This window comes from Mycobacterium sp. P2_H7, assembly GCF_056403275.1.
Window position 1 is genome coordinate 394,804 of sequence record NZ_JBFUFU010000009.1, and the last position, 26,115, is coordinate 420,918.

Sequence of the window (26,115 nt, forward strand, 5' to 3'; positions counted from 1 at the left end):
GACGTCAGGCTGTTGGGGCGCAGACCAAGAATGTTCATCCGAACAACGGACGTCACTACGCAGAAGCGCCCCGGGTCTGAAGACCCGTAGTACAGCGAGAACTCGTACGGGTGCGGACGGATCTGCACCGGCAGGATCTCGTTCTCCCGCTTGTAGGAGATGTAGGTCTCGATCAGGTCCTCGGTGAACACGCCGCCCTCGGTGAGGTAGTCGTGATCCTGCTCGAGCTTGTCGATCACCGCAGCCAGCGAGGTGGGCGCCTGCGGGATGTTGGCCGCCTCGTCCGGCGGCAGCTCGTAGAGGTCCTTGTCGACCGGGGCCTGCGGCTCGATCTTCTTCTTGATGCCGTCGATGCCGGCCATCAGCATTGCCGCGAACGCCAGGTACGGGTTGCCCGAGCTGTCCGGGCAACGGAACTCGAGGCGCTTGGCCTTCGGGTTGTTGCCGGTGATCGGGATGCGGACGCAGGCCGAGCGGTTGCGCTGGCTGTACACCAGATTGATCGGCGCCTCGTAGCCCGGCACCAGACGCTTGTACGAGTTCGTCGTCGGGTTGGTGAAGGCCAGCAGCGACGGGGCGTGGTGCAGGATGCCGCCGATGTAGTGGCGGGCGATGTCGGACAGGCCCGCGTAGCCGGACTCGTCGTGGAACAGCGGCTTGCCGTCCTTCCACAGCGACTGGTGCGCGTGCATGCCGGAACCGTTGTCACCGAACAGCGGCTTGGGCATGAAGGTGACGGTCTTGCCGTTCTTCCATGCGGTGTTCTTGATGATGTACTTGAACAGCAGCACGTCATCGGCCGCTGCCAGCAGCGTGTCGAACTTGTAGTTGATCTCGGCCTGGCCGGCGGTGCCGACCTCGTGGTGGCCGCGCTCCAGGATGAATCCGGCGTTCTGCAGATTGGTGGCCATCTCGTCGCGCAGATCCACGTAGTGGTCATACGGCGCGACGGGGAAGTAGCCACCCTTGGGGCGGACCTTGTAGCCCAGGTTCGGGCTGCCGTCAGCCTCGTAGGGCTCGCCGGTGTTCCACCAGCCCGACTCGGAGTCGACCTCGTAGGAGGTGCCGTTGATCCGCGAGTCGAAGGTCACCGAGTCGAAGATGTAGAACTCGGCCTCGGCACCGAAGTACGCGGTGTCGGCGATGCCGGTGCTGGCCAGGTAGTTCTCCGCCTTGCGGGCAACGTTGCGCGGATCGCGCGAGTAGGCCTCGCGGGTGAACGGGTCATGCACGAAGAACTGCAGGTTCAACGTCTTTGCTTTGCGGAACGGATCGATGCGCGCGGTGTTGGGATCCGGCAGCAGCATCATGTCGGACTCATGGATCGACTGGAAACCGCGGACCGACGAACCGTCGAACGCCAAGCCATCCTCGAACACGCTCTCGTCGAAGGCCGCAGCCGGGATCGAGAAGTGCTGGACGACACCAGGCAGATCGCAGAAACGGATGTCGACGTATTCGACGTTCTCGTCCTTGATCAGCTTGAAAAGGTCGTCCGATGTCTTTTCTGACACTGAATACTCTCCTTTGACTCGTTACCCGCCGGTGACGCTAGGGAGTTGATGTTGCACCCCGGTCAACCATATGTTGCGCCGAAGTTACGCAATCGACCGCGCTCTATGCTTGGGCACATGGCTCGCGAAATCGCGTCCTGGTTGTCAGGTCCGCAGCCAGATTATGAAACCGGCGACTACCCGGGACAACGACTCGGGATGCCGGAACACGGCCCAGGGTCCATCGCCCGGTTCGGCAGGCGCACCTTCGCGTTACTGATCGACTGGCTGATCGGGTACGGCCTGGCGGCCCTGGCGATGACGTTCGGTTGGGTCTCGATGACAACCCTGTCCACCGTCGTCTTGGCGGTGTGGTTGGTGCTGGGCGTGGTGTCGGTGCGGTTGTTCGGTTTCACCCCAGGTCAATTCGTGATGGGACTGATGGTGGTGCCCGCCGACAACCGGGTGCACGTCGGTCTGGGGCGCGCCGTGATCCGCGGCCTGCTCATCGCTTTCGTGGTGCCGCCGCTGTTCACCGATGCCGACCTGCGCGGCCTGCATGACCGGGCGAGCGCCACTGCGGTGATTCGCCGCTGACTTCCGTCGGCGCGAACGTGGGTTACCGCTCGAAGAAGCGCGCGGATCTCGCACACGAGTTCACGTTCGCGCGGCTGCGAGCAGCGCCGTCCGGACGCGCTCGACGATCACGCCCTCGTGGTAGCGCAGCAGATCAGCACTGACCCGGACGATGCGCCAGCCGAGCCGCTCGAGTTCGGCTTGCCGATTGATGTCACTGTCACGTACGCGGGGATCCGTCCAATGTTGTGCGCCGTCGTACTCGACGCCGACCTTCCAGGCGGGCCACCCCATGTCGATACGGCCGACGAAATCGAGACCGTCGAACACCTCGATCTGGGTGTGCGTCGGCCGCAATCCGGCGTCTGTCAGCACCAGCCTCGTCACCGACTCCTGCGGCGACTCGGCGCCAGGGTCGGACAGTTCGACCATCGCACGGAGGCCGATGATTCCGCGTGCACCGCGGTGCCGGTCGGCGAGTGCGGTGATGTCGACGGGTTTGAGCCCGGTCGCCTGCATCAGCGCATCCAGCCGGATCACCGCCGTCGTTCGGCCGGGCCGACGTCCGAGGTCGTACGCCGTCCGCGCAGGCGATGTGACGGCAATGTCGCCGACCCTGCAGACGTCGTCGTCCGCCAGCGCGTCGCTGTGTAGGACGATCCCCGGGGTCTTGTGGCGACTGGAATGGTTGAGTTCGGCGGGCAGTCGCGCGTCGATCCACTTGGATCCGTGCAGGGCGGCGGCGGACATCCCGGCAAGGGTCGCGCGCCGACCCGACCACAGCCACGCGCCGACCGCCTTGTCGACCGGCGTCGGCTCGTACCCCTTTGGTACATAGACGTTGCGGAACAGCTGGTCATGATGCGTCGCGAGCTGATAGCGGTTGACCGCGCCGGCAGCGACGGCCTCGGTACCGAGGAAAGGCCACTCCATGCTCTGGTCTGACGCAGAGGAGGATCAACCGGTTCCACCCGGCGTCGAAAGTGAACTTGAGCTCGAAACCCGCGCCAGAATTAGCGCGGTAATGCACGTTCGCGCAGAGGGTGTGTGAGCTACCGGCGGCGCACCGAGCGCTGCATCCCCTTCATCTTGCCTGCGTTGGGCAGCGGGCCCTTGGGCATGGCGGCGGGGCCGATCTTGCTGCCGAGCGCGACGAGCTTGGACTCCAGCGAGTCCATCTGCTTGGTGGTGATGTTGGCGGGCAGCTTCATCAGGTGCCGCTCCAGCTTGGACAGCGGAACCTCGCCCTCGCCGTTGCCCACCACGATGTCGTAGATCGGCACTTCGCCGACGAGTCGGGCGGTGCGCTTCTTCTCCTGCGCCAGCAGCGGCTTGACCCGGGTGGGCGAACCCTCACCCACGAAGATGACGCCGGGACGGCCGATCACCCGGTGCACGGCGTCGAAGCTGCCGGTCGCCGCCACCCCGGGGGTGACCCGCCACTTGCCGCGCATGTTGTCCAGCGCCCAGGCCGCCGCACCGGTCTGGCCGTCGGCCTTGCGATACACGGACTTCTGCGCGCGGCGCCCGAAGATGATGAATGCGACCAGGGCGCCGAGCACGATGCCCAGCGGGATCAGCATGTAGGCGGTGAACCCGCCGGCGAACAGGCCCAGCGCCACCGCGGCCGCGACGATCAGCACGAAAGCGCCGATCATGTACGGGAGCAGTCGCTTGTCCTCTTTGCGCTGCATGTTGAACGCCTGCCAAAGCTGACTGCGGCGCTGCTTGGATGCAGCCTTGCGGACAGCCTTGGCCTCGGCCTTCGCGGCCTTGTCGGCGGCGGGGTTACGTGATTTCGCCATTGGCCAAGGATACGGCTCAGGAAACGGGCGGGCGCACGCGCGCCGCCTGCTGGTACAACCGGCCCGCCCGGTACGACGATCGGACCAGCGGACCGGCCAGCACACCGGCGAAGCCGAGGCCCTCCGCGAAGGCCGACAGGTCGACGAATTCGTCGGGATGCACCCAGCGCTCGACGGGGTGGTGACGCGGCGACGGCCGCAGGTACTGGGTGATGGTGACGATGTCGCAGCCCGCGCTGTGCAGGTCGGACAGTGCCTCGCGCACCTCGTCGATGGTCTCGCCCATCCCCAGGATCAGGTTGGACTTGGTCACCAGCCCGAAGTCGCGGGCCGCGGTGATGACGTCCAGGCTGCGCTGGTAGCGGAACGCCGGGCGGATCCGCTTGAAGATGCGCGGCACCGTTTCGACGTTGTGCGCGAACACTTCTGGACGCGACTCGAAGACCTCTTCGAGCAGTGCAGGGACGGCGTTGAAGTCCGGCGCCAGCAGTTCGACACCGGTGTTCGGGTTCAGCGCGTGGATCTGGCGGACGGTCTCGGCGTACAGCCACGCCCCGCCGTCGGGCAGGTCGTCGCGCGCCACCCCGGTGACCGTCGAGTACCGCAGGCCCATCGCCTGCACGCTCTCGGCGACCCGGCGCGGCTCGTCCCGGTCGAGTTCGGCGGGCTTGCCGGTGTCGATCTGGCAGAAGTCGCAACGACGGGTGCACTGCTCGCCGCCGATGAGGAAGGTGGCCTCGCGGTCTTCCCAGCACTCGTAGATGTTGGGGCAGCCGGCTTCTTCACAGACCGTGTGCAATCCCTCACGGCGCACCAGGCTCTTCAGCTCGGTGTACTCCGGGCCGGTACGCAGCTTGGTCTTGATCCACGGCGGTTTGCGCTCGATCGGCGTCTCGGCGTTGCGGACTTCCAACCTCAGCAGTTTGCGACCTTCGGGGACCACGCTCACCGGGTCGATGCTACTCGGATGCGCCCATCCAACGCGTCGCTCACGGCGTCGCCGACGGCGGCGGTGACATCATTCACAGCGACCCGACGGCCCAGTTCGGCGGTCAGCGACGTGACCCCGGCATCGGCGATGCCGCACGGGATGATGCCGCCGAAGGCGCCCAGGTCGCAGTCGCAGTTCAAGGCGAACCCGTGCAGGGTCACCCCGCGGGCCACCCGGATACCGATGGCGCCGACCTTGCGCGCCGGCTCGCCGGGCACCCAGACGCCGGAGCGGCCGTCCACCCGGCCCGCCTGGACGCCGAGCCCGGTGCACACCGCGATGAGTGCTTCCTCAAGGCGCCGAACGAAATTCACCACATCGAGCGGTTCGGTCAGCCCGATGATCGGATAGCCGACCAGTTGTCCCGGGCCGTGCCAGGTGATCTTGCCGCCGCGGTCGGTGTCCACCACGGGGGTGCCGTCCGCGGGACGCTCTTCGGGCAGCGTGCGCTTGCCCGCGGTGTACACCGGCGGATGTTCCAGCAGCAGCAGGGTGTCGGGGCCGCCGGCGACGCGGGCGTCGGCGATCTCGCGCTGCAGCGCCCAGGCGTCGGCGTAGTCGACGGTGCCCAGCAGCCGGACCTCGAGGGGTTCGGCGGACGCCCGGATGGAGGCCATGAAGCCACGCTACCCGGCGGTGGCGGAGCTGGTGGCGTAGGTCAACGCCTCCCCGACGGTTTTGTGGTGGAACACGAAACCCGCGCGTTCCAGTGCCGCCGGAATGGCGCGCTGTCCGAAAAGCAACCCCTCGTCGGCGAACTCGCCGAGTGCCGCGCGTAATGCGAAGCCCGGCACGATCATCGGCGTCGGCCGGTTGAGTGCACGGCCCAGCGCGGCCGTGAAAGCGCCGTTGGTCACCGGTGCGGGGCCGGTGAGGTTGACCGGACCGGTGACGCCGTCGTCGGCGATCGCGAACAACAGCGCACGCACCGTGTCTTCCAGGCTGATCCACGGAAAGTACTGGCGGCCGTTACCGAGTCGGGCGCCCAACCCCAGCGCGAACAAGGGCCGCAGCCGGCCGAGGGCCCCGCCGGAAGACGCCAACACCACGCCGGTGCGGGCCAGCACCACCCGGGCGCCGCCGTCGACCGCGGCGTGGGCGGCCGCTTCCCAATCCGCGCACAACTGAGCCAGGAACCCGCGTCCCTGCGGTGCGGTCTCGTCGGCCACCTGGTTGCGGGTGTCGCCGTAATAGCCGACCGCACTCGCGTTGAGCAATACGGGGACCTGCGCGTCGGCGACCGCACCGGCGAGCACCTCGGTGGGGCCGATGCGGCTGTCGCGAAGGCTCTGCTTGAACGAACCCGACCAGCGTTGGGCGCCGACGCCGACACCGCACAGATTCACCACCGCGTCGACGCCGGTGAGCGCGTCGACGTCGAAATCACCGGTGCCGGGGTTCCAGAACAACTCGTCGGCGTTGCCCGGTGCGCGCCGCACGATTCGGATGACCCGGTGGTCGGTGGCGCGCAATGCGGTGACCAGCGCGGCTCCGATCAGTCCCGATGACCCGGCGATGGCGATGGTGCCGGGTTTCAGCGGTGGCACCTACAGCCCCAGGTCGGCCTCGAATGCACCTTCTTCGAGGCGTCGCTTGACGGTGGTGAGGAAGCGGCCTGCATCGGCACCGTCGACCAGACGGTGGTCGTAGGTGAGCGGGAGGTACGCGACCGACCGGACACCGATCGACTCGTTGCCGTTCTCGTCGACCACCACGCGCGGGCGCTTGACGATGGCCCCGGTGCCCAGCATGGCCGCCTGCGGCGGTACCAGGATCGGGGTGTCGAACAGCGCGCCCTGGCTCCCGATGTTGGTGATCGTGAACGTGCCGCCGGACAGCTCGTCGGGCTTGAGGTTGCCCGAGCGCGCCCGGGCCGCGATGTCGGCGATGGCGCGGGCCAGCCCGGCCAGCGACAGGTCACCGGCGTTGTGCACGACGGGGGAGAGCAGACCCTGTTCGGTGTCGACCGCGAAGCCGAGGTGCTCGGCGTCGTAGTAGGTGATCTCCTTGCTGTCCTCGTTGTAGCTCGCGTTGACGTTCGGATGCGCCTTGAGGGCGTCGACGACGGCGACGGCGAAGAACGGCAGGAACGTCAGGTTCACGCCCTCGCGCTCGGCGAAGCTCTGCTTGGCCTTGGCCCGCAGTGCCACGATCTTGGTCAGGTCGACCTCGTGGGTCTGCGTCAGCTGGGCCGTGGTCTGCAGGCTCTCGCGGGTCTTCTTCGCGGTGATCTGCCGGATCCGGTTGGCCTTCTGCGTGGTGCCGCGCAGATGCGCGAGCGCCGGAGCTGGTGTCGCGGCAGCGGGCTTGGCCGGGGCCGCCGACGCGGCGGCAGGGGCCTGAGCTGCCGGGGCCTGCGGTGCTTTTGCAGCCTCCGCGGCGGCAAGCACATCCTGCTTGCGGATCCGGCCGCCGACACCGGTGCCGGTGATGGCGCCGAGGTCGACACCGTTCTCCGCGGCCAGCTTTCGGACCAACGGGGTGACGTACGGGCCACCGTCGCCGGCGGGCTCCGACGCGGGCTCGGCCTTGGCCGCCGGCGCAGGTTCGGCCTTGGGTTCGGGCTTCGGTTCCGGCTTGGGCTCGGGTTTGGCTTCCTGCTTGGGCTCGGGAGCCGGCTCGGCCTTCGGCTCCGGCTTGGGTTCCGGTGCGGCCGCGGGCGCGGATCCCTCGGCGCCGATCTTGGCCAGCTCGCCGCCGACGGCCACCACGTCGTCCTCTTCGGCGGTGATCGCCACCAGCACACCGGCCACCGGGGACGGGATCTCGGTGTCGACCTTGTCGGTGGAGACCTCGACCAGCGGCTCGTCCACGGCGACGTTGTCGCCGACCTTCTTCAGCCACCGGGTCACGGTGCCCTCGGTGACGCTCTCACCGAGCTCGGGCATGTTCACGGAGGTGGACTCGCCACCGCTGCTCGCGGCGGGCTTCGCGGGCTCGGGCTCCGGTTCGGGCTTCGACTCCTCGGCGGCCGGCTCGGGCTCGGGCTCCGGCTCGGGCTGAGCCTCCTCGGCGGGCGCCGCTGTCGGCTCCTCGGCCGCAGGCTCACCGGCAGACTCGCCGGCCTCGCCGATCAGCGCGAGATCGCCACCGACCTCGACGACGTCGTCCTCGGCGGCGATGATCTTGGTCAGCACACCGGAAACCGGGGCCGGGATCTCGGTGTCGACCTTGTCGGTGGACACCTCAAGCAGCGGCTCGTCGACCTCGACGGTGTCGCCCTCTTGCTTGAGCCACCGCGTGACGGTCCCTTCGGTCACGCTCTCACCGAGTGCGGGCATCTGGACGGAGATGGCCATGGGTTTTGACTCCTCGAGCAGTCGTCGTCACGGGTGGAATGCGATGCAGAACCCATCCTGTCATGTCCGCTCGGTGCGGTCGTCGCAGACGTCGGTACTCGTCGTTCTGGCACCATCGAAGGTGACAAAGACAGGAGTTTCGCCAGTTGGCACTATTCGATAAGTGGCGGCGCTCGGGTGGTTCCCGCGGCGCCGACGTGGAGTATCTGCGGCAGTGGGTGGCCGGCCACCACGGTGTCGAGGCGTTCGTCGAGCCGAAGACCACGGTCACCGAGGTCACCGTGGTGCTGGTTGACGCCGACGGGGAGTGGACCAGGCGCCGCACCGGCGGTGACGCGGGCGCCCGCAAGCTGAGCAAGCAACTCGACATCCCTGTCTACGACGTGCAAAAGGTGGGATATCCACAACGCATGCGCGACTATGACGCACGACGGCGTATCGAACGTCAACGTGCGCTGCGCAGCGAACTCGAGGAGTGAAGCGCCCATGACGCAGCGTCGCGTGCACAGTGCCGACGGCACGGCCCTCGCGGTCTACGAGGACGGTAACCCGGACGGTCCCACCGTCGTCCTGGTGCACGGTTGGCCGGACTCCCATGTGCTCTGGGACGGTGTCGTGCCGCTGCTGGCCGACCGGTTCCGCATCATCCGCTACGACAACCGCGGCGTCGGTGGATCGGATGTGCCGCAAGCTGTCTCGGCCTACACGATGGCCCGTTACGCCGACGATTTCGCTGCCGTCACCGCGGCCGTCAGCCCCGGTGCGCCGGTTCATGTGCTGGCCCACGACTGGGGTTCGATCGGGATGTGGGAGTACCTGGCCCGCCCTGAGGCGGGTGCGCGGGTCGCGTCGTTCACCTCGGTGTCCGGGCCGAGCGCGGACCACGTCAACCGGTTCGCGATGACCAGCCTGAAGCGGCCCTACCGGCCGAAGCCGTTCTTCCAGGCGCTCGACGGGATGGCCCGGCTCGCCTACATGGGCGCCTTCTCCACGCCGGTGCTCGGAGCGGCCTGGGTCCGGCTCGCGTTCGGCCGCGGCTTCATGCGCCGCCAGCTTCTGCGCGACGGGATCGCGCGTGAGTCGATCCACCACTCGGACACCTTCGTGCGCGACGCCGTCAGCAGTATGAAGGTGTACCCCGCCAACTACTTTCGCAGTTTGGCCGGCGGCCGGACCGACCATTACGTCGGGATTCCGGTGCAGCTGATCGTCAATGCCGACGATCCGTTCATCCGGCCCTACGTCTTCGACGCCATCGCCGAGTGGGTGCCCCAGTTGTGGCGACGCGACCTGAAGGCCGGGCACTGGGCGCCGATGTCGCATCCGCACGTGCTGGCCAGGGCGGTCGGCGAATTCGTCGACCACCTCGACGGAGCGCCTGCCGCGCGGGATCTGGCCCGGGCGCGCGTCGGTGGCCGGCCGGCGCCGTTCGCGCACACCCTGGTGTCGGTCACGGGTGCCGGTAGCGGAATCGGGCGCGCGACCGCTCAGGAGTTCGCTTCGCAGGGCGCCGAAGTCGTCGTCAGCGACATCGATCACGCCGCCGCCAAGGAGACCGCCGAGTTGATCGCGGGCCGGGGTGGGGTGGCGTACGCGTATCACCTGGACGTCGCCGACGCCGAGGCGGTGGCGCGATTCGCCGACGCGGTGTGCGCCGAGCACGGTGTCCCCGACATCCTGGTGAACAACGCCGGTGTCGGGCACGGCGGCAACTTCCTGGACACTCCTGCCGCGCAGTACGACTGGGTGATGGACATCAACCTCGGCGGAGTCGTCAACTGCTGCAGGGCTTTTGCGGCACCTATGGTGGCCCGCGGCACCGGCGGCCACGTGGTGAACGTCGCCTCGATGGCGGCGTACACCCCGGCAGGCGCCATGAACGCCTATGCCACCAGCAAGGCCGCGGTGTTCATGTTCTCCGACTGCCTGCGCGCCGAATTGGACTCCGCCGGAATCGGTGTCACGACGCTGTGCCCGGGTGTGATCGACACCAACATCGTCGACCACACCCGCTTCGACGTGCCCGCGGCCAAGCAAGGTGAACTCGCCGCCAAGCAGGTCCAGATCAAGAAGGCTTTCGCCGCGCGGCGCTATGGCCCGGACAAGGTGGCCCGGGCCATTGTCTCTGCGGTGCAGAACAACCAGGCGATCCGCCCGGTGACCACCGAGGCGCATCTGGCCTACGGATTGTCCCGGGTGGTGCCGGGCGTGCTGCGCCGCGCGGCGCGCAGCGACCTGCTCTAGCCGGGCCTCCGGCGGAGCCGGAAATTCAGCCTGCCTCCGGCGGAGCCGGAAATTCAGCCGTGGGCTGCGATGTCTTCCAGCACCGCGAACATGGTGCGGGTCGGCACCCCGGTGCCGCCCTTGGGCGTGTAACCCCACGGGCCGCCGGTGTTGTACGCCGGAGCCGCGATGTCGATGTGCGCCCATTCCACGTCATCGGCCACGAACTCGCGCAGATACACCCCGGCCACCAGCATGCCGGCGTACCGCGACGAGCTGACGTTGGCCAGGTCGGCCACCGTCGACTTGAGATCGTCCTTGAGCTCCTCGGGCAACGGCATGGCCCAGGCGTTCTCGCCGACCGACGCCGACAGCGTGGCCACCCGGTCGCGGAACTCTTCGCTGCCCATCACGCCGGGGGTGCGCGCGCCCAGCGCGACCGTCTGCGCACCGGTCAGGGTGGACGTCTCGATCAGGTAGTCCGGCTTGTCCTCGCAGGCCCGCACGATGCCGTCGGCCAGGATGAGCCGGCCCTCGGCGTCGGTGTTGAGCACCTCGACGGTGATGCCGCCGTACTGGGTCAGCACGTCGCCGGGGCGGATGGCCGTCGAGGACGGCATGTTCTCGGCCATCGGCACCGTGGCGATGACGTCGATCGGCAGGTTCTGCCGCGCGGCCAGCACGACCGTCGCGATGACGGCAGCCGCACCGCCCATGTCGGAGGTCATGTGGTGCATTCCCGCGGCCGGCTTGATCGAGATGCCGCCGGTGTCGAAGGTGATGCCCTTGCCGACGAGCGCCACCTTCTTACCTTTACGGCCCGCACCCTTGTGCGTCAGACGGACCAGCCGCGGCAGCCGCGATGAGCCCTGGCCCACGCCGACGATGCCGCCGTAGCCCGACTTGGCCAGTGCCTTGTCGTCGAGAATCTCGACGGTCAGGCCGGCTTCCTCACCCAAAGCCTTTGCCCGCTTGGCGAATTCGGCGGGGAAGAGATGACTCGGCGGGGTGTTGACGAAATCCCGGGCGGTGGCGACGGCGGTCGCGATGTCGACGGCACGGTCGGCCGACTTCTTGGTGGCCGCCTTCGTGTCGGCCGCCAGCGCGACGATCTTGGTCAGGCCCTTGTCCTTGGGCGCGGTCTTCTCGCTGCGGAACTCGGTGAAGCGGTAGGCGCCCAGGATCAGGCCTTCGATGACCGCCTCGAGGTCCAGCGCGGTCAGGGTGGTGACGACGGATGCCACCTTGTCCAGTCCACGTGCCGCACTGCCGGCCGCCCGGCGCAGGGTGTCGGCGGGCCACTCGTCGCGCTGCTCGCCGAGCCCGACCGTCAGCACGCTGGCCACCGGGAGATCCGCGATGACGAGACGGTGCAGCTGGCCTTCGCCGCCGGTGCCGCCGAGCGCGGCGACGCCGGACTCGATGGCCGCGACCGCGSCCGCGTCGAGGTGGTCACCGAGCACCGCAGGTCCGTTCTCGCCGGACACCACGCCGACGATGAGGACCGCGTCGCCGGTACCCCGACGGGGCAGGGACGAGCTGACGGTGACGGAGGGGGTCTGGTATCCGGATGCGCTGCTCACGTTGTTCACCCTAGAGACACTGCAGCGGATGTGCCGTGACCGGTGCGTCGAACCCCTTCAAGGTGTAGGACCGCGGGGGCTCGAAATCCCACCCCGGCAACTGGTCGTGCAGCGCCGAGGACACCAGGATCTGGCCCCGGTCGGCGATGGCCACCAAGCGGGCCGCAAGATTCACCGGGTTGCCGAAATAGTCACCGCTGATGGCCAGCACCTCGCCGTAGCTCAGCCCGGCGCGCACGTGCAGGCCCGCGGCGTGGGCTTTGGCATTGTCGACCAGGGCCACCGCTGCCTCGATCGACTGTTCCGGTGTGGAGCTCACCCACATGACCGCGTCGCCGATGAACTTCACCACCCGTCCGCCCGCGGCGTGCACGACGTCGGATGCGGTGGCCCCGAAGTCGTTGAGCAGATCGGTCAGTTCGGATGCGCTCAGGAGCTGCGTCAGCGCGGTGAACCCGGACAGGTCGGCAAAACCGATGCCGCACACCACCGTCGGCGATCCGTCGCGCACGACGTGTTCGAAGTAGGTGCGGGCGCTCATCAGGTGCTGACGGTGCACCGCATCGATGGCCGCCCCGATGCGCGGCAGGTAGGACACCGCGTCGCGGTAGGCGCGCGCAGTGGCGAATTCGTCGTGGGTGATCTCGATCTGGACATCCGGCGACGACGCCCGCATCATCGACGACTCGGCCTCGGCGAGGCGGGCCATACCCGCCCCGATCACCCGGAGCAATCCCGTCGCGGCGACGTCGCCGACCACCATCCGCATCTCCGCCCAGGTGCGCAGCGCTTCCACGTCGGCCTGGCTCAGGGATTTGGTGGCGCAGTCGGTGACGGTCAGGCCCATGGCCGCCCACGCGTGCTCCGCATCGGCGAGCGACACCCCGATCTCGGCGGCGGCGTCGGCCAGGCAGTACAGCGGCGGGCCGGACCATTGCAGGACGTCGCCGGCCAAACCGAACAGCCGGCCGCGGGACTCGGCCTCGACCATCTCCGCGGCGGTGAAGCCGAGCCCGTCGAGATATTCGATGAGTGGGGCGCGCTTGCGGGCGTCGGGGATTCCCGCCGCCTCGAGCGCGTCCAAATCGACCACGGAGCAAGTGTGCCAGCGCTGTCCCCTCTAGGGTGGGGGATTGTGAGTGACACCGTCTTGCAGGGCCCGTTGGAGGACCGCCACCGCGCGCTGGGGGCCAGTTTCGCCGAGTTCGGTGGCTGGCTGATGCCGGTGTCCTACGCGGGCACCGTCGCCGAGCACACCGCCACCCGCAATGCCGTCGGACTGTTCGACGTCAGCCACCTCGGTAAGGCCAAGGTGGCGGGTCCGGGTGCGGCCGCCTACGTCAACAGCGCGCTCACCAACGACCTCAACCGCATCGGGCCCGGCAAGGCGCAATACACGTTGTGCTGCAACGAGTCCGGCGGGGTGATCGACGATCTGATCGCCTACTACGTCTCCGACGACGAGATCTTCCTGGTGCCGAATGCGGCCAATACGGCCGCCGTGGTCGCCGAACTGGTGCGCCACGCCCCGGCCGGTCTGACCATCACCGACGAGCACCGCTCCTATGCGGTGCTTGCCGTGCAGGGACCGAAGGCCGCCGAGGTGCTCGGCGGGCTGGGCCTGCCGACCGACATGGATTACATGGGGTACGCGGACGCCTCGTTGGAGGGTGTGCCCGTACGGGTGTGCCGGACCGGCTACACCGGTGAGCAGGGCTACGAGCTGCTGCCCGAGTGGGACCGCGCCGGTGTGGTGTGGGATGCGCTGCTGGAGGCGGTGCGCGCCGCCGGTGGTGAGCCGGCCGGCCTGGGCGCGCGGGACACCCTGCGCACCGAGATGGGCTATCCGCTGCACGGCCACGAGTTGTCGCTGGACATCTCGCCGGTGCAGGCCCGCGCCGGCTGGGCCGTCGGGTGGAAGAAGGACGCGTTCTGGGGTCGCGACGCGCTGCTGGCCGAGAAGCAGGCCGGCCCGCGCCGGACGTTGCGCGGGCTCAAGGCGCTGGGCCGCGGTGTGCTGCGCGCGGACTTGACCGTTCTGAACGGTGATGCCGCGGTGGGCATCACCACCTCGGGAACGTTCTCGCCGAGTCTGAAGGTCGGTATCGCGCTGGCGCTGATCGACACCGCGGCCGGGATCGCCGACGGGCAGACGGTGACCGTCGACGTCCGTGGCCGGGCGCTGGAGTGCGAAGTGGTCGCGCCGCCGTTCGTGCAGGCGAAAACCCGTTAGCCACTGGTTATACAATCGGTCCATGACAGACGGTCCCCTCGAGTTCACGCTTGCCCGCAACACATCACCGGCAAGCGACGAGGTACGAGCCGCCATCCTGGCCGATCCCGGTTTCGGGCGGTACCACACCGATCACATGGTCTCCATCGACTACAACGCGGTCGACGGCTGGCACCACGCCGAGGTGCTGCCGTACGGTCCGCTGCAGCTGGACCCGTCGGCCATCGTGCTGCACTACGCGCAGGAGATCTTCGAAGGTCTCAAGGCCTACCGCTGGGACGACGGTTCGGTGGTGTCGTTCCGGCCGGAGTCCAACGCGGCCCGGTTGCAGGGCTCCGCGCGCCGGCTGGCGATCCCCGAGCTGCCGACCGAGACGTTCCTGGAGTCGCTGCGCCAGCTGATCGCCGTCGACGGCCAGTGGGTGCCGGCGGCCGGTGGCGAGGAATCGCTGTACCTGCGGCCGTTCGTGATCGCCACCGAGCCCGGGCTGGGGGTGCGGCCCGCCAACGAGTACCGCTACCTGGTCATCGGGTCACCGGCCGGCGCGTACTTCAAGGGCGGGATCAAGCCCGTCAGCGTGTGGCTGTCGCATGAGTACGTGCGGGCCTCGCCGGGCGGCACCGGCGCCGCGAAGTTCGGTGGCAACTACGCCGCGTCGCTGCTGGCGCAGGCGCAGGCCGCCGAGCAGGGCTGCGATCAGGTGGTGTGGCTGGACGCCATCGAACGGCGCTACGTCGAAGAGATGGGCGGGATGAACCTGTTCTTCGTGTTCGGCAGTGGCGGCACGGCGCGGCTGGTCACCCCGGAGCTGTCCGGTTCCCTGCTGCCGGGCATCACCCGGGATTCGTTGCTGCAGTTGGCCACTGACGCGGGTTACGCCATCGAGGAACGCAAGATCGATGTCGACGAGTGGCAGAAGAAGGCCACCGCCGGCGAGATCACCGAGGTGTTCGCCTGCGGCACCGCCGCCGTCATCACGCCGGTGTCGCACGTCAAGCACCGCGACGGGGAGTTCACCATCGCCGACGGTCAGCCCGGTGAGGTGACCATGGCCTTGCGAGACACCCTGACCGGGATCCAGCGCGGCACGTTCGCCGACAAGCATGGCTGGATGGCCAAGCTCGGTTAAGCCACCGAGGTGGCGGAGCTGCGCGGGTCGATCAGGATCTTGGCGTGCCTCTCCGGGTCGCTCAATGCGTCGAAAGCCGTTGCCACACCGTCGAGTCCGACGGTGCCGGTGATCAGCGGTGCGGCATCGAGCTTGCCGTCGGCCAGCAGGTGCAGGGTGTCACGGAACTCCAGCGGCGTGTAGCCGAACACGAACCGCAGGTCGATCTCCTTGCCGATGGCCATCGATGGGCGCAGCTTGTCCTCGCCCATGCACAGGCCGACGACCACCACCCGGGTGCCCAGCGGGGCGGCGGCGATCACCCCGTCGATCATGCCCGGGACGCCCACGCATTCGAACACGATGGGGCGCTTGGGATCTGCGGCGCCCAGCGAGTCGACCAACCGGTACAGGTGGACCCAACCCGGGACCTTGCGGAGCTTCTCCATGGACCCGACGGCGAGTTCGAACAGGGCCGGCGCCTCGGTGATGGTGCCCTTGGTTATCGCCGCCTCGTACGGCGAGTCGACCGCGGGGTCGACGACGACGTCGGCGCCGCAGCGTTGGGCCAGGGCCCGGCGGCCGGGGGAGAAGTCGCTGGCCACGATGGTCTTCACACCGCGGGCCTTGAGGTGGCAGATGACCGCGAGGCCCAGCGGTCCGCAGCCGACGACCACCGCGGTGTCGCGCCGGGAGATATCGCTGCGCCGCACCGCGTGCAGGGCGACGGCCATGGGCTCGGTGAGCGCGGCGACGTCCATGGACAGGCCGTTGGGGATGGCGAATGTCATCGAGGCCTCGGCCAGCGCCTGCTCGGCGTACCCGCCGGGGGCCAGCGGCGACAGTCCCGTCATGTGCACGCCGCCGCGGGCGCGCAACATCGGGAACACCGCCACCGGGGTGCCGACCTTGAACTGTGTGGCCGCACCCTTCCCCCGTTCGGCGATCTCACCGCAGAACTCGTGGCCGAGGACGACGGTCGCGGAGCTGTGTACGAAGTCGTGGTAACCGATCTCGCCCAGGACGGCGTGCAGGTCGTCGGCGTGCAGCCGGGCATGCAGGTCCGAGCCGCAGATCCCGGCGCGGGCGACGTCGATGACGAGCTGGCCCTTGGCCGGTCGCGGCGCGGGCAGATCGACGACATCGAGGGCGCCGGCGTGACAGGTCACGGCGCGCATGGTGCTGGCGGTCATCCCTGCATTATGCGGTACCGCCGGTTCCGGCTTGTCGTGCGGTCAGGTGCCGCAGAAGGTCTGGAAGCACGACGCGAACTCCGCCGGTGCGGGTTCGGCGTAACGCTGCAGGCCGGGCCGCTCGGTGAAGGGCTCGCCGACGGCGGCGGCGAGCGCGCGGACCGGGTCCAGGTCGCCTGAGGTGGCCGCCGCGAGCGCCTCCTCCACCAGATGGTTGCGCGGGATGTAGAGCGGGTTGACCCGATCCATCGCGGCGGTATCCGGGCCGAGCGCCTGCCACCGGCGGGCCCAGTCGCCGAAGCCGTCGGGCACCGTGCCGCCGCTCAAGGCCCGGAAGAACGAGGTGAAGTCGGGGCGGTGCTGCTCCAGCAGCGCCAGCAGATCGTCGATGAGTTGCGGATCCGCTTGCGCTACGCCGAGTTTGGCGCTCATCCGGGCGTGGAAGGCCTGCCGGTAACCGTCCTTGAACGACTCCAGGGCGGCCGTGGCCGTTGCGATCGCGGTGTCGGTGTCCGGATCGATCAGCGGCAGCAGGGTTTCGGCGAAGCGGGCCAGATTCCAGGCCGCAACCGCGGGCTGATTCCCGTAGGCGTAGCGGCCCCAGCTGTCGATCGAGCTGAACACCGTCGTGGGGTCGTAGGACTCCATGAACGCGCAGGGCCCGTAGTCGATGGTCTCGCCGGAAATGGTCATGTTGTCGGTATTCATCACGCCGTGGATGAATCCCACGGACATCCAGCGCGCGATGAGCGACGCCTGCACGGCCATCACGGACTCGAGCAGCGCCAGATAGCGGTTCGGCGCGGCGGCCGCCTGCGGGTGGTGGCGCTCGATGGCGTAGTCGGCCAAGCGGCGCACTAGGTCTCCGTCCCCGGTCAGCGCCGCGAACTGGAAGCTGCCGACTCGCAGATGGCTGTCRGCCACCCGGGCCAGCACCGCACCCGGCAGCGGCGTCTCCCGCTGCACCGTCACGCCGGTGGCCACCACCGCCAGCGCGCGGGTGGTCGGAACACCGAGGGCGTTCATCGCCTCGCTGATCACGTACTCGCGCAGCATGGGACCCACCGCGGCCAGCCCGTCGCCGCCGCGCGCGAACGGAGTCCGGCCCGACCCCTTGAGGTGTAGATCGCGGCCGTCGGTGAGTTCGCCGAGCAGCAATGCGCGCCCGTCGCCGAGGCGCGGCACCAGGTTGCCGAACTGGTGGCCCGCATAGGCCTGCGCCACCGGCGCGGCACCGTCGGGCAGTGCCGTTCCGGTCAGGAATCCGAGTCCGGGGGCGCTGCGCAGCCAGTCGGGTTCGAGCCCGAGTTCGGTGGCGAGCGGTTCGTTGAGCAGCAGCAGCGCCGGCGCGGTGGCGGCTTGGGCCTGCCAGGCGATCGACATTTCCGGCAGCGTGCGGGCGAAGTGGTCACCCAGCGCAATCATGGTCTCGACAGTACTCAGTGCGCGGCCAGGCCCAGCGTCACCAGCGTCGTCGTCAGTTCGCACGCCGCGCCCAGCACGTCCCCGGTGATGCCGCCGAACCGGCGCACGCAGTGCGCCACCAGTGCCACTGCGAGAGCCAGCGCTGCGATCACCACCACGGGTCCCTGCCACGGTCGCACCGCGGCGGGAATCGCGGCGGCCGCCAGCGCGACCGCCCACCCCGCCGCCACCCACCACGGCTGGGATCCGGCCACCAGGGCACCCAGGGTGCTGCCCTCGGCCGCGGGCACCCCGCGCCGGCAGGTCAGCACGATGGCCACCCTGCCCGCGGTCACGGCGACCACCACGCCGGCGGCGCTCAGCTCGCCGAAAGTCAAGCCCTGCAACAGGATCACGACCACCACGGCCGCCACCCCGAACGGGCCGGCCGTACCGCCGCGCATCACCGTGAGCGCGCGTTCGGGCGGGCCGTAGCAGCCGAGGCCGTCGACGGTGTCGGACAATCCGTCGATGTGCAGGCCACGGGTGCACAACAGCAGGACCGCCACGGCGAGCAGTCCCGCCAGCGCGCCCGGCCCGTACAGCTGGGATGCGCCCCACACCGTCAGCGCGGCCAGGCCGCCGAGCGCTGCGCCCACCACAGGCAGTGCGGTCAGGGCGCCCCGGCCGAACGGGTGTCTCACCCGCAGCGGCAGCACCGTCGCGAAGGCGAAAGCCGAACCGAGCGAACCGATCACGTCACGCGCCAGAAACCTGAGCTTCGTCGAAGGTGGCCATCGAGGCCAGTGTGGCCACCGCGGCCCGCACGACCGGCAGCGCCACCGCGGCACCGGTGCCCTCGCCCAGGCGCATCCCGAGGTCGACGATCGGTGTCAGCGCGAGATGGTCCAGCGCCAGTGTGTGGGCCGGCTCGGTGGAGCGGTGCCCGGCCTGCCACCAGGCCCGGGCGCCGGGGGCCAGCATCTCCGCGATCACGGCGGCGGCGGTGACCACCACCCCGTCGAGCAGCACCGGGGTGCGACGCACCGCGGCCTGGGCCAGGAAACCTGCCATCGCCGCGAGGTCGGCGCCGCCGCAGATCCGTAGCAGCGCCTCCGGATCCGTCGTGGCGGCGCGGGCGCGGTACAACGCGTCCCGGATGGCCGAGACCTTGCGGGCCCAGCCGGCGTCGTCGACACCGGTGCCGCGGCCGGCCACCGTGACCGGTTCGGACCGGGTCGCAGCGGCGATCAAAGTGGTTGCGGGCGTGGTGTTCCCGATGCCCATGTCGCCGGCGATGAGCAGGTCCGCCCCACCGTCGACCTCCTCGTCGGCGATGGCGCGCCCCGCCGCGATCGCCGCGGTGACCTCGTCGGGGGTCAGGGCGTCCTCGACGGCGATGTTGCCGCTGCTGCGACGCACCTTGTGCGCACCGATCGCCGGGCTCAGGGGTTCGGCGTCGACGGCGATATCGACCACGCGCACGCCGGCGCCTGCGAGGGTCGCCAGCACGTTGATGGCGGCGCCGCCGGCGTCGAAGTTGGCGACCATCTGCGGCGTCACCTCGGGCGGGAAAGCCGAGACACCAGAGGCCGTCACCCCGTGGTCACCCGCGAACACCACCACCCGGGCGCGTTCGAACTGCCGCGGCGGGCAGACGCCCTGGCAGGACGCCACCCACACCGATAATTCCTCCAGCCGGCCCAGGGCGCCCGGCGGCTTGGTCAGCGTGTTCTGCCGGGCCAGGGCCGCCTGCAGCGCCGCCGAGTCGGGCGGGACGATCCCGGGGAACGCACTCACGTGATCTCCTTCACCACTAAGGGTTGCCCGGCGATCACCAGCACCACCCGGTCGCAGAGCGCCGCCAATCGTTGGTTGAGCGTGCCCAGTTCGTCGGCGAACAGTCGCCCGCCCGCGGTTGCGGGCACGACGGTGAGCCCCACCTCGGGGCTCACCAGGGTCAGCTTTCCATCGAATCCTGTGACCGCCGCGCAGAGTTCGTCGACGTCGGCGCGTACCGACCCGCCCGTCCACGCCTCGAGGCGGTCCATCGCCGCCGTCAGCCAGCCGCCGATATCGTCGACGAGCGTTGCGGTCTGCGGGTCGGCGCGCAATTCGCTTGCCACATCGGCGGTTTCGACGGTCGACCAATGCGCGGGGCGCCGGCTGCGGTGCGCGTCTACGCGGCGCGACCAGTCCGGATCGTCGATATCGGTGCGACCGGTGGCCACGTAGCGGACCGCATCGCCGGCGATATCGGTCTCGGCCCAGCGCGACTTACCCGAACGGATCCCGCCGAGGACGAGTACCCGCACGTGCTCAGACGTCGTCGCCGCGATTGACCAAGGGCCGCGGTGCCCGCATCCGGCGCAGCTGGGAGGCGCGGCTGGCCGCATAGAAGCCGAGCTTCAGGCCGCTTTCGGTGTTGGACGGGAACTTCTCGTCGACCATCCGGTTCACCCGGCGGCCCACCAGGACACCGTCGATGGCCATGATGACCAGCAGCACCGGCATGCCGAAGGACACGTACTTCTGCACGGCCACGGCGGGCACCGCCAGCGTGATGAGCACCAGGCCCAGGGCCACCGGCATGAACAGGCCGAGCAGGTTGCGCCGGGAGTCCACGATGTCGCGGGCATAGCGCCGGACCGGGCCCTTGTCGCGCGGCAGGAGGTAGGCGTCGTCGCCGGCCATCATCCGTTCGCGGCGGTCGGCCATATCGGCGCGCCGGGACACCTTCTCGGCCTTGCGCTCGTCCTTGGACAGCTTCGGCTTGGACGCGGCGAGTTCCTTGCGCCGCTTGCGGGCTTCGGAGGTGGTCAGCGGGGCGGGGGCGACGGGCCCGCGTTTACGGGCCGCCTCGCTGCGCTTGGGGGTGGGCCGGCCCTTCCCGGCAGTCGGCCCGGTCTCCGACAGCTTTGCAGCGTCGGCGGCGACGTCCTCCGGTTGCGGATTGTCCTTCTTACGGCCCAGCAGATTCACGCTCACAGGGTACTTCCGAACGGGATTTCCTCGGCGAGCGGCTCCGGATCGGACGCCCTACGCTGGGCGGATGCATGTGCTGGTGGCTCCGGACTGCTTCGGTGACAGCCTCACCGCGGTGGCGGCGGCCGAGGCCGTCGCGGCGGGCTGGGTTCGCGCGCGGGACAGCGACACCTTCACCTTGGCGCCCCAGTCCGACGGCGGACCCGGGTTCGTGGACGTGCTGGCCAGTCGTCTGGGCGGGTTGCAGTATGCCCAGGTCAGCGGGCCGCTGGACGAACAGGTGACCGCGGAATGGGTGTTGCACGACGACACCGCATACATCGAATGCGCGCAGGCGTGCGGGCTGACCCTGCTGGGCGGTCCGCCGACGGTGCAGACCGCCCTCGCGGCGCACAGCAGGGGAGTGGGTGAGCTGGTCGCGGCGGCGCTGGACGCGGGTGCCCGCCGGATTGCGGTCGGGCTGGGCGGCAGCTGCTGCACCGACGGCGGGCGTGGACTGGTGGACGCGCTGGGTGGCCTGGCTGCGGCCCGGGCCCGGCTGGCGGACATCGAACTGATCGCCGCGAGTGACGTCGAGCACCCGCTACTGGGCCCGACGGGCGCCGCGACGGTGTTCGGCCCGCAGAAAGGTGCCGACCCGGCGACCGTGACGGTGCTGGAAGCCCGGCTGACGGAGTGGGCCGGTGAGCTGGGCGCCGGCATCGCCGACCAACCAGGCGCGGGTGCGGCCGGGGGCCTCGGCGCGGCGCTGCTGGCACTCGGGGGCCGCCGGGAATCGGGTGCGGCGGTCATCGCCGAGCACACCGGGCTGGCAGGCGATATCGCCGACGCCGACCTGATCATCACCGGTGAGGGCAAGTTCGACGATCAGTCGCTGCGAGGCAAGGTGGTCAGCGCCCTGGCCGCCGGTGCCCGCCGCCGTGGCACGCCGGTGCTGGTACTTGCTGGTCAGGTCACACTTGAGCCGTCGGTGTTGGTCTCGCAGGGGATTGCCGCTGCGTATTCGATCACCGAGTTCGCCGGATCGGTGGAGCTGGCCATCGCCGACGCCGCCAACCAGCTGACCGGGCTGGCCGAGCGCACCGCACTGCACTGGTCTGAGACTCGGGAATAGTGCCCGGACAAGGTACCGTTGAAGACATCGCGAATGCACTACCGCCTCAGGAGACGCAATGACTGTTCAGGACGACACCACCACCGAAACCCACGGTGCGGTGCTGACCGATGCCGCCGCCGTCAAGGCCAAGGCTCTGCTCGACCAGGAGGGCCGCGATGACCTGGCGCTGCGTATCGCCGTGCAGCCGGGTGGCTGCGCCGGCCTGCGCTACAACCTGTTCTTCGACGACCGCAGCCTCGACGGTGACCTGACCAGCGATTTCGGTGGCGTGGCACTGACGGTCGACCGGATGAGCGCGCCGTACATCCAGGGCGCCACCATCGACTTCGTCGACACCATCGAGAAGCAGGGCTTCACCATCGACAACCCCAACGCCACCGGCTCGTGCGCCTGCGGCGACTCGTTCAACTGAGCTAGTCGGCGCGCTGCACATAGCTGCAGACCAGGATCTTGCCGTCCTGCGACAAGACCTGGGCCACTGCCTGGCGTTCGCCGCCGGGATCCACGGGCATCCGCCCGGACAGGGCCGGTGTGCCCTTCATGGTGAACAGCACCTGCGCTTGCGTCGGTGACAGAAAGACGATCTTGTCGATCGATGTCACCTCGACGCTCTTGTACTGCCTGCGGAACGCGTCGCCGCTCATATCCGCCAGGGCCAGATCCGAATCGTGGCTTTTCACCGCGTCGTAGAGACCGCACAGCGTATGCCGGGCGATGGTCTGTTCGTCGCCGTCGGCCAGCGCGGTGAGGAATTCCTGAATGGCCGGCTGAGCGGTGGCCGCGGTGATCTGCTTATCCGTCGGCTCCGGGCGCTTGGCGAACGCCACGACGACGCCGATCACGGTCGCAATCACCGCGATGACGGCGACGATCGCCACGACAAGTGGCCACCGCCTGCGCTGCGGATACTGCACCGGCGGCGGAAGCGTGCCAGGGTAGGAACCGGAGACCTGGTGCGGTGGAAATCCCTGAGGAGGAAAGGACATCGGATACGTTTCGGTGTCTAGGCTTGGACTCGCCGGTCGGCGATGACCGTCGATGGGGCTCTCAGGCAGGCTAGCGCACCGGGGCAGATGCCCTGCGGTCCTCTCGTCGTGCACCCGTATCCTCGGAAGATTCGTTAATGAAATGAAGGGCGACCACTCGTGACCATTGCGGTGACCGGTTCGATTGCGACCGACCATCTGATGAAGTTTCCCGGCAAGTTCTCCGAGCAGCTGCTGCCCGAACATCTGCAGAAGGTGTCGTTGAGCTTCCTGGTCGACGATCTGGTCATCCACCGGGGCGGTGTCGCAGGCAACATGGCCTTCGCCATCGGCGTCCTCGGCGGGAAGGCGGCCCTGGTGGGTGCGGCCGGCTCGGACTTCTCCGACTACCGGAAGTGGCTCGACGACCACGGCGTCAACACCGACAACGTGTTGATCTCCGATCAGGCCTACACCGCCCGCTTCGTCTGCACCACCGACGTCGACATGGCCCAGATCGCCTCGTTCTACCCGGGTGCCATGTCCGAGGCCCGCAACATCAAGCTGGCTGATGTCGTATCACGCACGGGCACACCGGAATTGGTGATCATCGGCGCCAACGACCCGGACGCCATGTTCGCCCACACGCAGGAGTGCCGCAGCCTCGGGCTGGCGTTCGCCGCCGACCCGTCCCAGCAGCTGGCCCGCCTCGACGGTGAGCAGATCCGCGCTCTCATCGACGGCGCCGCCTACCTGTTCACCAACGACTACGAGTGGGACCTGCTGCTGCAGAAGTCCGGTCTGAGCGAAGCCCAGGTGATGGGCCAGATCGGCCTGCGCGTCACCACACTGGGCGCCAAGGGCGTGGATCTGGTGTCCTCCGACGGCACCTTCGTGCACGTCGACGTCGTGCCCGAGACCCATCAGGCCGACCCGACGGGTATCGGTGACGCGTTCCGTGCCGGCTTCCTGACCGGCCGCTCCGCCGGTCTGAGCCTGGAGCGCTCGGCGCAGCTGGCCTCGCTGGTGGCCGTGCTGGTGCTGGAAGCCACCGGTCCGCAGGAATGGACCTGGGACAAGGACGCCGGCATCGCGCGGATCGCGGACGCCTACGGCGCCGACGCGGCCGCGGAGATTGCCGCCGCTCTCTGACGCTAGAGCTGCACGGGGTAGGTCGGCTCGCCGATCTGCGGGGTCACGCTGCCCTCGATGAAGATGGCGTGCCACAGCATGAAGATCAGCACGGTCCACAACCGTCGGCTGTGATCGGCCTCCCCGGCGCGGTGCTCGTCGAGCATGGTCCGCACCGCGGCGAGGTCGATCAGGTCGCCGGTCTGCGAGGCGGCCACCATCGCGTACGACCAGTCCAGCAGTTCACCGGCGCGCAGCCAGTGCCGGATCGGCACCGGAAAGCCCAGCTTCGCCCGGTGCAGCACGTGCGCGGGCACGATCGGTTCCAGTGCGCGACGCAGCGCGTACTTCGTGGTGGTCCGGGTGATCTTCTGCTCATAGGGCAGCCGGGACGCCACCGCGAACACCTCGGGGTCCAGGAACGGCACCCGCAGCTCCAGTGAGTTGGCCATCGTCATCTTGTCGGCCTTGACCAGGATGTCGCCGCGCAACCAGGTGAACAGGTCGATGTGCTGCATGCGCGCCACCGGATCCCAGCCCGCCGATGCCTCGTACAGCGCAGCCGTCACGTCGGTGTGGGTCCAGTTCGGGTTGAACTTGGGCAGCACCGCACGCAGCTGGTCATCGGAGAAGCTGCGCGCATTGCCGTAGTACCGCTCTTCGAGCGTCAGCGACCCGCGGTGCAGCAGGCTCTTGCCGCGCATGCCTTCGGGCAGCGGCCGCGACGCCTTGCCCAGGGAGCGGCGGACCGGCCGGGGGAGATAGTCGAAAGCCTTGAGCGACAACGGTTCCCGGTAGATCGTGTAGCCGCCGAACAGCTCGTCGGCGCCCTCGCCGCTCAAGACGACCTTGACGTGCTTGCGGGCCTCGCGGGCGATGAAGAACAACGGCACCAGCGCCGGGTCGGCCACCGGTTCGTCGAGGTACCAGACGATCTCGGGCAGCGCCGCGACGAACTCCTCCTGGCTGACGACCTTGGCGACGTGCCGCGCACCGATCGCCTCGGCGGAGGCGACGGCCACGTCGACCTCGGAGAAGCCCTCCCGCTCGAAACCGGTGGTGAAGGTGATCAGCCGCGGGTTGTGGCGCATCGCGAGCGCCGCGATGGCCGTCGAGTCGATCCCGCCGGACAGGAACGCGCCCACCGTGACGTCGGCGCGCATGTGCTTGGCGACCGAATCCTCCAGCACCGCGGTGATCTCGTCGTAGCGCGCCTGCTCGGCGTCGGGGGTGAACGGCACCGCGGCGAACCGGGGGACGAAGTACCGGGTGATCTCCGGCGCCGAGCCCGGGCGGATCCGGGCGTAACTGCCCGATTCCAGTCGCCGCACCCCGCGCTGCAACGTCTCCGGTTCGGGGACGTACTGCAACACCGTGTAGTGCTGCACGGCGCGTTCGTCGATGGTGAGGTCCAGGCCGGCGGAGGTGGCCAGGTCGACGAGACACTTCTTCTCGCTGCCCACCACCGTGCCGCCGGGTCCGGTGGCCATGTACAGCGGTTTGATCCCGAACGGGTCGCGGGCGCAGAGCAGCTCGCGGGTCTGGGTGTCCCACAGCGCGAAGGCGAACATGCCGCGCAACCGGGTCAGGACGTCGGTGCCCCAGTAGTGGTAGCCGGCGACGATCGCCTCGCCGTCACCGTCGGTGTGGAACACGGCGCCGTGGGCGGCGGCCAGTTCCTCCCGTAACTCCAGGTAGTTGTAGATCTCGCCGTTGAACACCAGCGCGTAGCGCTCCGGGGCCTCCGGCGGTCCCCAGCGCAGCGGCTGGTGGCTGTGGGCGATGTCGATGATGGAGAGCCGGTTGAAGCCCAGCACCACGTCATCGTCGGCCCAGGTGCCCGGTTCGTCGGGACCTCGGTGCCGCATCAGATGCGACGCTCCGGACACCCCGTCGACCAGGGCCGCGGAGGTCTCAACGGACGGGTCAGTCAGGTAGGCCAGCAGTCCGCACACGGGCCCCAGTATGCCGAATAACCTGGGGTTAACCTTCATCCAGCGCGACTTGGC

Annotated in this window: 24 protein-coding genes and 1 pseudogene; 8 read left to right on the top strand and 17 right to left on the bottom strand. The window is 69.0% G+C overall.

What is annotated here, in order from left to right; all coding sequences use genetic code 11:
• Positions 1 to 86: 86 nt before the first annotated feature.
• A pseudogene (glnA, locus tag AC1DY7_RS14090) lies at positions 87 to 1,514 on the bottom strand (type I glutamate--ammonia ligase); the annotation flags it as partial.
• Positions 1,515 to 1,631: 117 nt separating this feature from the next.
• Between glnA and AC1DY7_RS14095 the strand changes: the two are divergent.
• On the top strand, positions 1,632 to 2,090 hold the full coding sequence (locus tag AC1DY7_RS14095; RefSeq protein WP_477494293.1) for an RDD family protein: 459 nt from the start codon (positions 1,632 to 1,634) through the stop codon (positions 2,088 to 2,090).
• A gap of 60 nt (positions 2,091 to 2,150) precedes the next feature.
• On the opposite strand, the gene AC1DY7_RS14100 is transcribed toward AC1DY7_RS14095, so the two are convergent.
• From AC1DY7_RS14100 to sucB, 6 genes are all read right to left on the bottom strand, one after another.
• Positions 2,151 to 3,002 (bottom strand): endonuclease domain-containing protein, encoded by an 852-nt coding sequence (locus tag AC1DY7_RS14100; protein ID WP_477494294.1) that lies wholly within the window; start codon positions 3,000 to 3,002, stop codon positions 2,151 to 2,153.
• Positions 3,003 to 3,121: 119 nt separating this feature from the next.
• Positions 3,122 to 3,874: a DUF4191 domain-containing protein gene (locus AC1DY7_RS14105; protein ID WP_477494295.1), complete on the bottom strand. Its 753-nt coding sequence runs from the start codon at positions 3,872 to 3,874 to the stop codon at positions 3,122 to 3,124.
• Positions 3,875 to 3,890: 16 nt separating this feature from the next.
• Entirely contained in the window at positions 3,891 to 4,823 is a 933-nt protein-coding gene (lipA, locus tag AC1DY7_RS14110) for a lipoyl synthase (RefSeq protein WP_477494296.1), read from the bottom strand.
• Positions 4,820 to 5,482, bottom strand: coding sequence for a lipoyl(octanoyl) transferase LipB (gene lipB, locus AC1DY7_RS14115; protein WP_477494297.1), 663 nt, complete (start codon positions 5,480 to 5,482; stop codon positions 4,820 to 4,822). The genes lipA and lipB overlap by 4 nt, the downstream gene beginning before the upstream one ends.
• A gap of 9 nt (positions 5,483 to 5,491) precedes the next feature.
• Positions 5,492 to 6,412 carry a TIGR01777 family oxidoreductase gene (locus AC1DY7_RS14120; protein ID WP_477494298.1) on the bottom strand — a complete coding sequence of 307 codons (921 nt, stop codon included), beginning with the start codon at positions 6,410 to 6,412 and terminating at the stop codon, positions 5,492 to 5,494.
• Positions 6,413 to 8,164 carry a 2-oxoglutarate dehydrogenase, E2 component, dihydrolipoamide succinyltransferase gene (gene sucB / locus AC1DY7_RS14125; RefSeq protein ID WP_477494299.1) on the bottom strand — a complete coding sequence of 584 codons (1,752 nt, stop codon included), beginning with the start codon at positions 8,162 to 8,164 and terminating at the stop codon, positions 6,413 to 6,415.
• Between the two features lie 146 nt (positions 8,165 to 8,310).
• Between sucB and AC1DY7_RS14130 the strand changes: the two genes are divergently transcribed.
• Complete coding sequence (locus AC1DY7_RS14130) at positions 8,311 to 8,643, top strand: oxidoreductase (RefSeq protein WP_477494300.1); 333 nt, start codon at positions 8,311 to 8,313, stop codon at positions 8,641 to 8,643.
• Positions 8,644 to 8,650: 7 nt separating this feature from the next.
• Entirely contained in the window at positions 8,651 to 10,408 is a 1,758-nt protein-coding gene (locus tag AC1DY7_RS14135) for an SDR family oxidoreductase (RefSeq protein WP_477494301.1), read from the top strand.
• A 53-nt stretch (positions 10,409 to 10,461) separates the two neighbouring features.
• On the opposite strand, the gene AC1DY7_RS14140 is transcribed toward AC1DY7_RS14135, so the two are convergent.
• On the bottom strand, positions 10,462 to 11,970 hold the full coding sequence (locus AC1DY7_RS14140; RefSeq protein ID WP_477494302.1) for a leucyl aminopeptidase: 1,509 nt from the start codon (positions 11,968 to 11,970) through the stop codon (positions 10,462 to 10,464).
• Between the two features lie 10 nt (positions 11,971 to 11,980).
• A complete protein-coding gene (locus tag AC1DY7_RS14145) occupies positions 11,981 to 13,063 on the bottom strand; it encodes an adenylate/guanylate cyclase domain-containing protein (protein ID WP_477494303.1) in 1,083 nt (360 codons plus the stop codon).
• Between the two features lie 42 nt (positions 13,064 to 13,105).
• On the opposite strand from AC1DY7_RS14145, the gene gcvT reads away from it, so the two are divergent.
• Positions 13,106 to 14,203: a glycine cleavage system aminomethyltransferase GcvT gene (gcvT, locus tag AC1DY7_RS14150; RefSeq protein ID WP_477494304.1), complete on the top strand. Its 1,098-nt coding sequence runs from the start codon at positions 13,106 to 13,108 to the stop codon at positions 14,201 to 14,203.
• A gap of 22 nt (positions 14,204 to 14,225) precedes the next feature.
• Positions 14,226 to 15,332 (top strand): branched-chain amino acid aminotransferase, encoded by a 1,107-nt coding sequence (locus AC1DY7_RS14155; protein WP_477494305.1) that lies wholly within the window; start codon positions 14,226 to 14,228, stop codon positions 15,330 to 15,332.
• On the opposite strand, the gene AC1DY7_RS14160 is transcribed toward AC1DY7_RS14155, so the two are convergent.
• The 6 genes from AC1DY7_RS14160 to AC1DY7_RS14185 are packed head-to-tail and all read right to left on the bottom strand — an operon-like array spanning position 15,329 to position 20,890.
• Entirely contained in the window at positions 15,329 to 16,489 is a 1,161-nt protein-coding gene (locus AC1DY7_RS14160; protein ID WP_477494521.1) for a zinc-binding dehydrogenase, read from the bottom strand. The genes AC1DY7_RS14155 and AC1DY7_RS14160 overlap by 4 nt on opposite strands.
• Positions 16,490 to 16,546: 57 nt before the next feature.
• On the bottom strand, positions 16,547 to 17,929 hold the full coding sequence (locus tag AC1DY7_RS14165) for a protein adenylyltransferase SelO (RefSeq protein ID WP_477494306.1): 1,383 nt from the start codon (positions 17,927 to 17,929) through the stop codon (positions 16,547 to 16,549).
• Positions 17,930 to 17,943: 14 nt separating this feature from the next.
• Positions 17,944 to 18,666 carry an adenosylcobinamide-GDP ribazoletransferase gene (locus tag AC1DY7_RS14170; protein ID WP_477494307.1) on the bottom strand — a complete coding sequence of 241 codons (723 nt, stop codon included), beginning with the start codon at positions 18,664 to 18,666 and terminating at the stop codon, positions 17,944 to 17,946.
• Position 18,667: 1 nt separating this feature from the next.
• Positions 18,668 to 19,708: a nicotinate-nucleotide--dimethylbenzimidazole phosphoribosyltransferase gene (gene cobT, locus AC1DY7_RS14175; RefSeq protein WP_477494308.1), complete on the bottom strand. Its 1,041-nt coding sequence runs from the start codon at positions 19,706 to 19,708 to the stop codon at positions 18,668 to 18,670.
• Positions 19,705 to 20,223: a bifunctional adenosylcobinamide kinase/adenosylcobinamide-phosphate guanylyltransferase gene (locus AC1DY7_RS14180; protein ID WP_477494309.1), complete on the bottom strand. Its 519-nt coding sequence runs from the start codon at positions 20,221 to 20,223 to the stop codon at positions 19,705 to 19,707. Before AC1DY7_RS14180 ends, cobT begins: the two co-directional genes overlap by 4 nt.
• A gap of 4 nt (positions 20,224 to 20,227) precedes the next feature.
• The gene (locus AC1DY7_RS14185) at positions 20,228 to 20,890 is read right to left on the bottom strand and encodes a DUF3043 domain-containing protein (protein ID WP_477494310.1); all 663 of its coding nucleotides are present in this window, start codon (positions 20,888 to 20,890) and stop codon (positions 20,228 to 20,230) included.
• A 70-nt stretch (positions 20,891 to 20,960) separates the two neighbouring features.
• On the opposite strand from AC1DY7_RS14185, the gene AC1DY7_RS14190 reads away from it, so the two are divergent.
• Positions 20,961 to 22,007 carry a glycerate kinase family protein gene (locus AC1DY7_RS14190; protein WP_477494311.1) on the top strand — a complete coding sequence of 349 codons (1,047 nt, stop codon included), beginning with the start codon at positions 20,961 to 20,963 and terminating at the stop codon, positions 22,005 to 22,007.
• A 58-nt stretch (positions 22,008 to 22,065) separates the two neighbouring features.
• Positions 22,066 to 22,422 (top strand): HesB/IscA family protein, encoded by a 357-nt coding sequence (locus tag AC1DY7_RS14195; RefSeq protein ID WP_477494312.1) that lies wholly within the window; start codon positions 22,066 to 22,068, stop codon positions 22,420 to 22,422.
• 1 nt (position 22,423) lies between these two features.
• On the opposite strand, the gene AC1DY7_RS14200 is transcribed toward AC1DY7_RS14195, so the two are convergent.
• The gene (locus tag AC1DY7_RS14200; protein ID WP_477494313.1) at positions 22,424 to 22,996 is read right to left on the bottom strand and encodes an Rv0361 family membrane protein; all 573 of its coding nucleotides are present in this window, start codon (positions 22,994 to 22,996) and stop codon (positions 22,424 to 22,426) included.
• Between the two features lie 159 nt (positions 22,997 to 23,155).
• On the opposite strand from AC1DY7_RS14200, the gene AC1DY7_RS14205 reads away from it, so the two are divergent.
• Complete coding sequence (locus AC1DY7_RS14205) at positions 23,156 to 24,127, top strand: carbohydrate kinase family protein (RefSeq protein WP_477494314.1); 972 nt, start codon at positions 23,156 to 23,158, stop codon at positions 24,125 to 24,127.
• Positions 24,128 to 24,129: 2 nt separating this feature from the next.
• On the opposite strand, the gene asnB is transcribed toward AC1DY7_RS14205, so the two are convergent.
• Positions 24,130 to 26,061, bottom strand: a complete 1,932-nt coding sequence (gene asnB, locus AC1DY7_RS14210; protein ID WP_477494315.1) for an asparagine synthase (glutamine-hydrolyzing) — start codon at positions 26,059 to 26,061, stop codon at positions 24,130 to 24,132.
• Between the last annotated feature and the right edge of the window lie 54 nt (positions 26,062 to 26,115).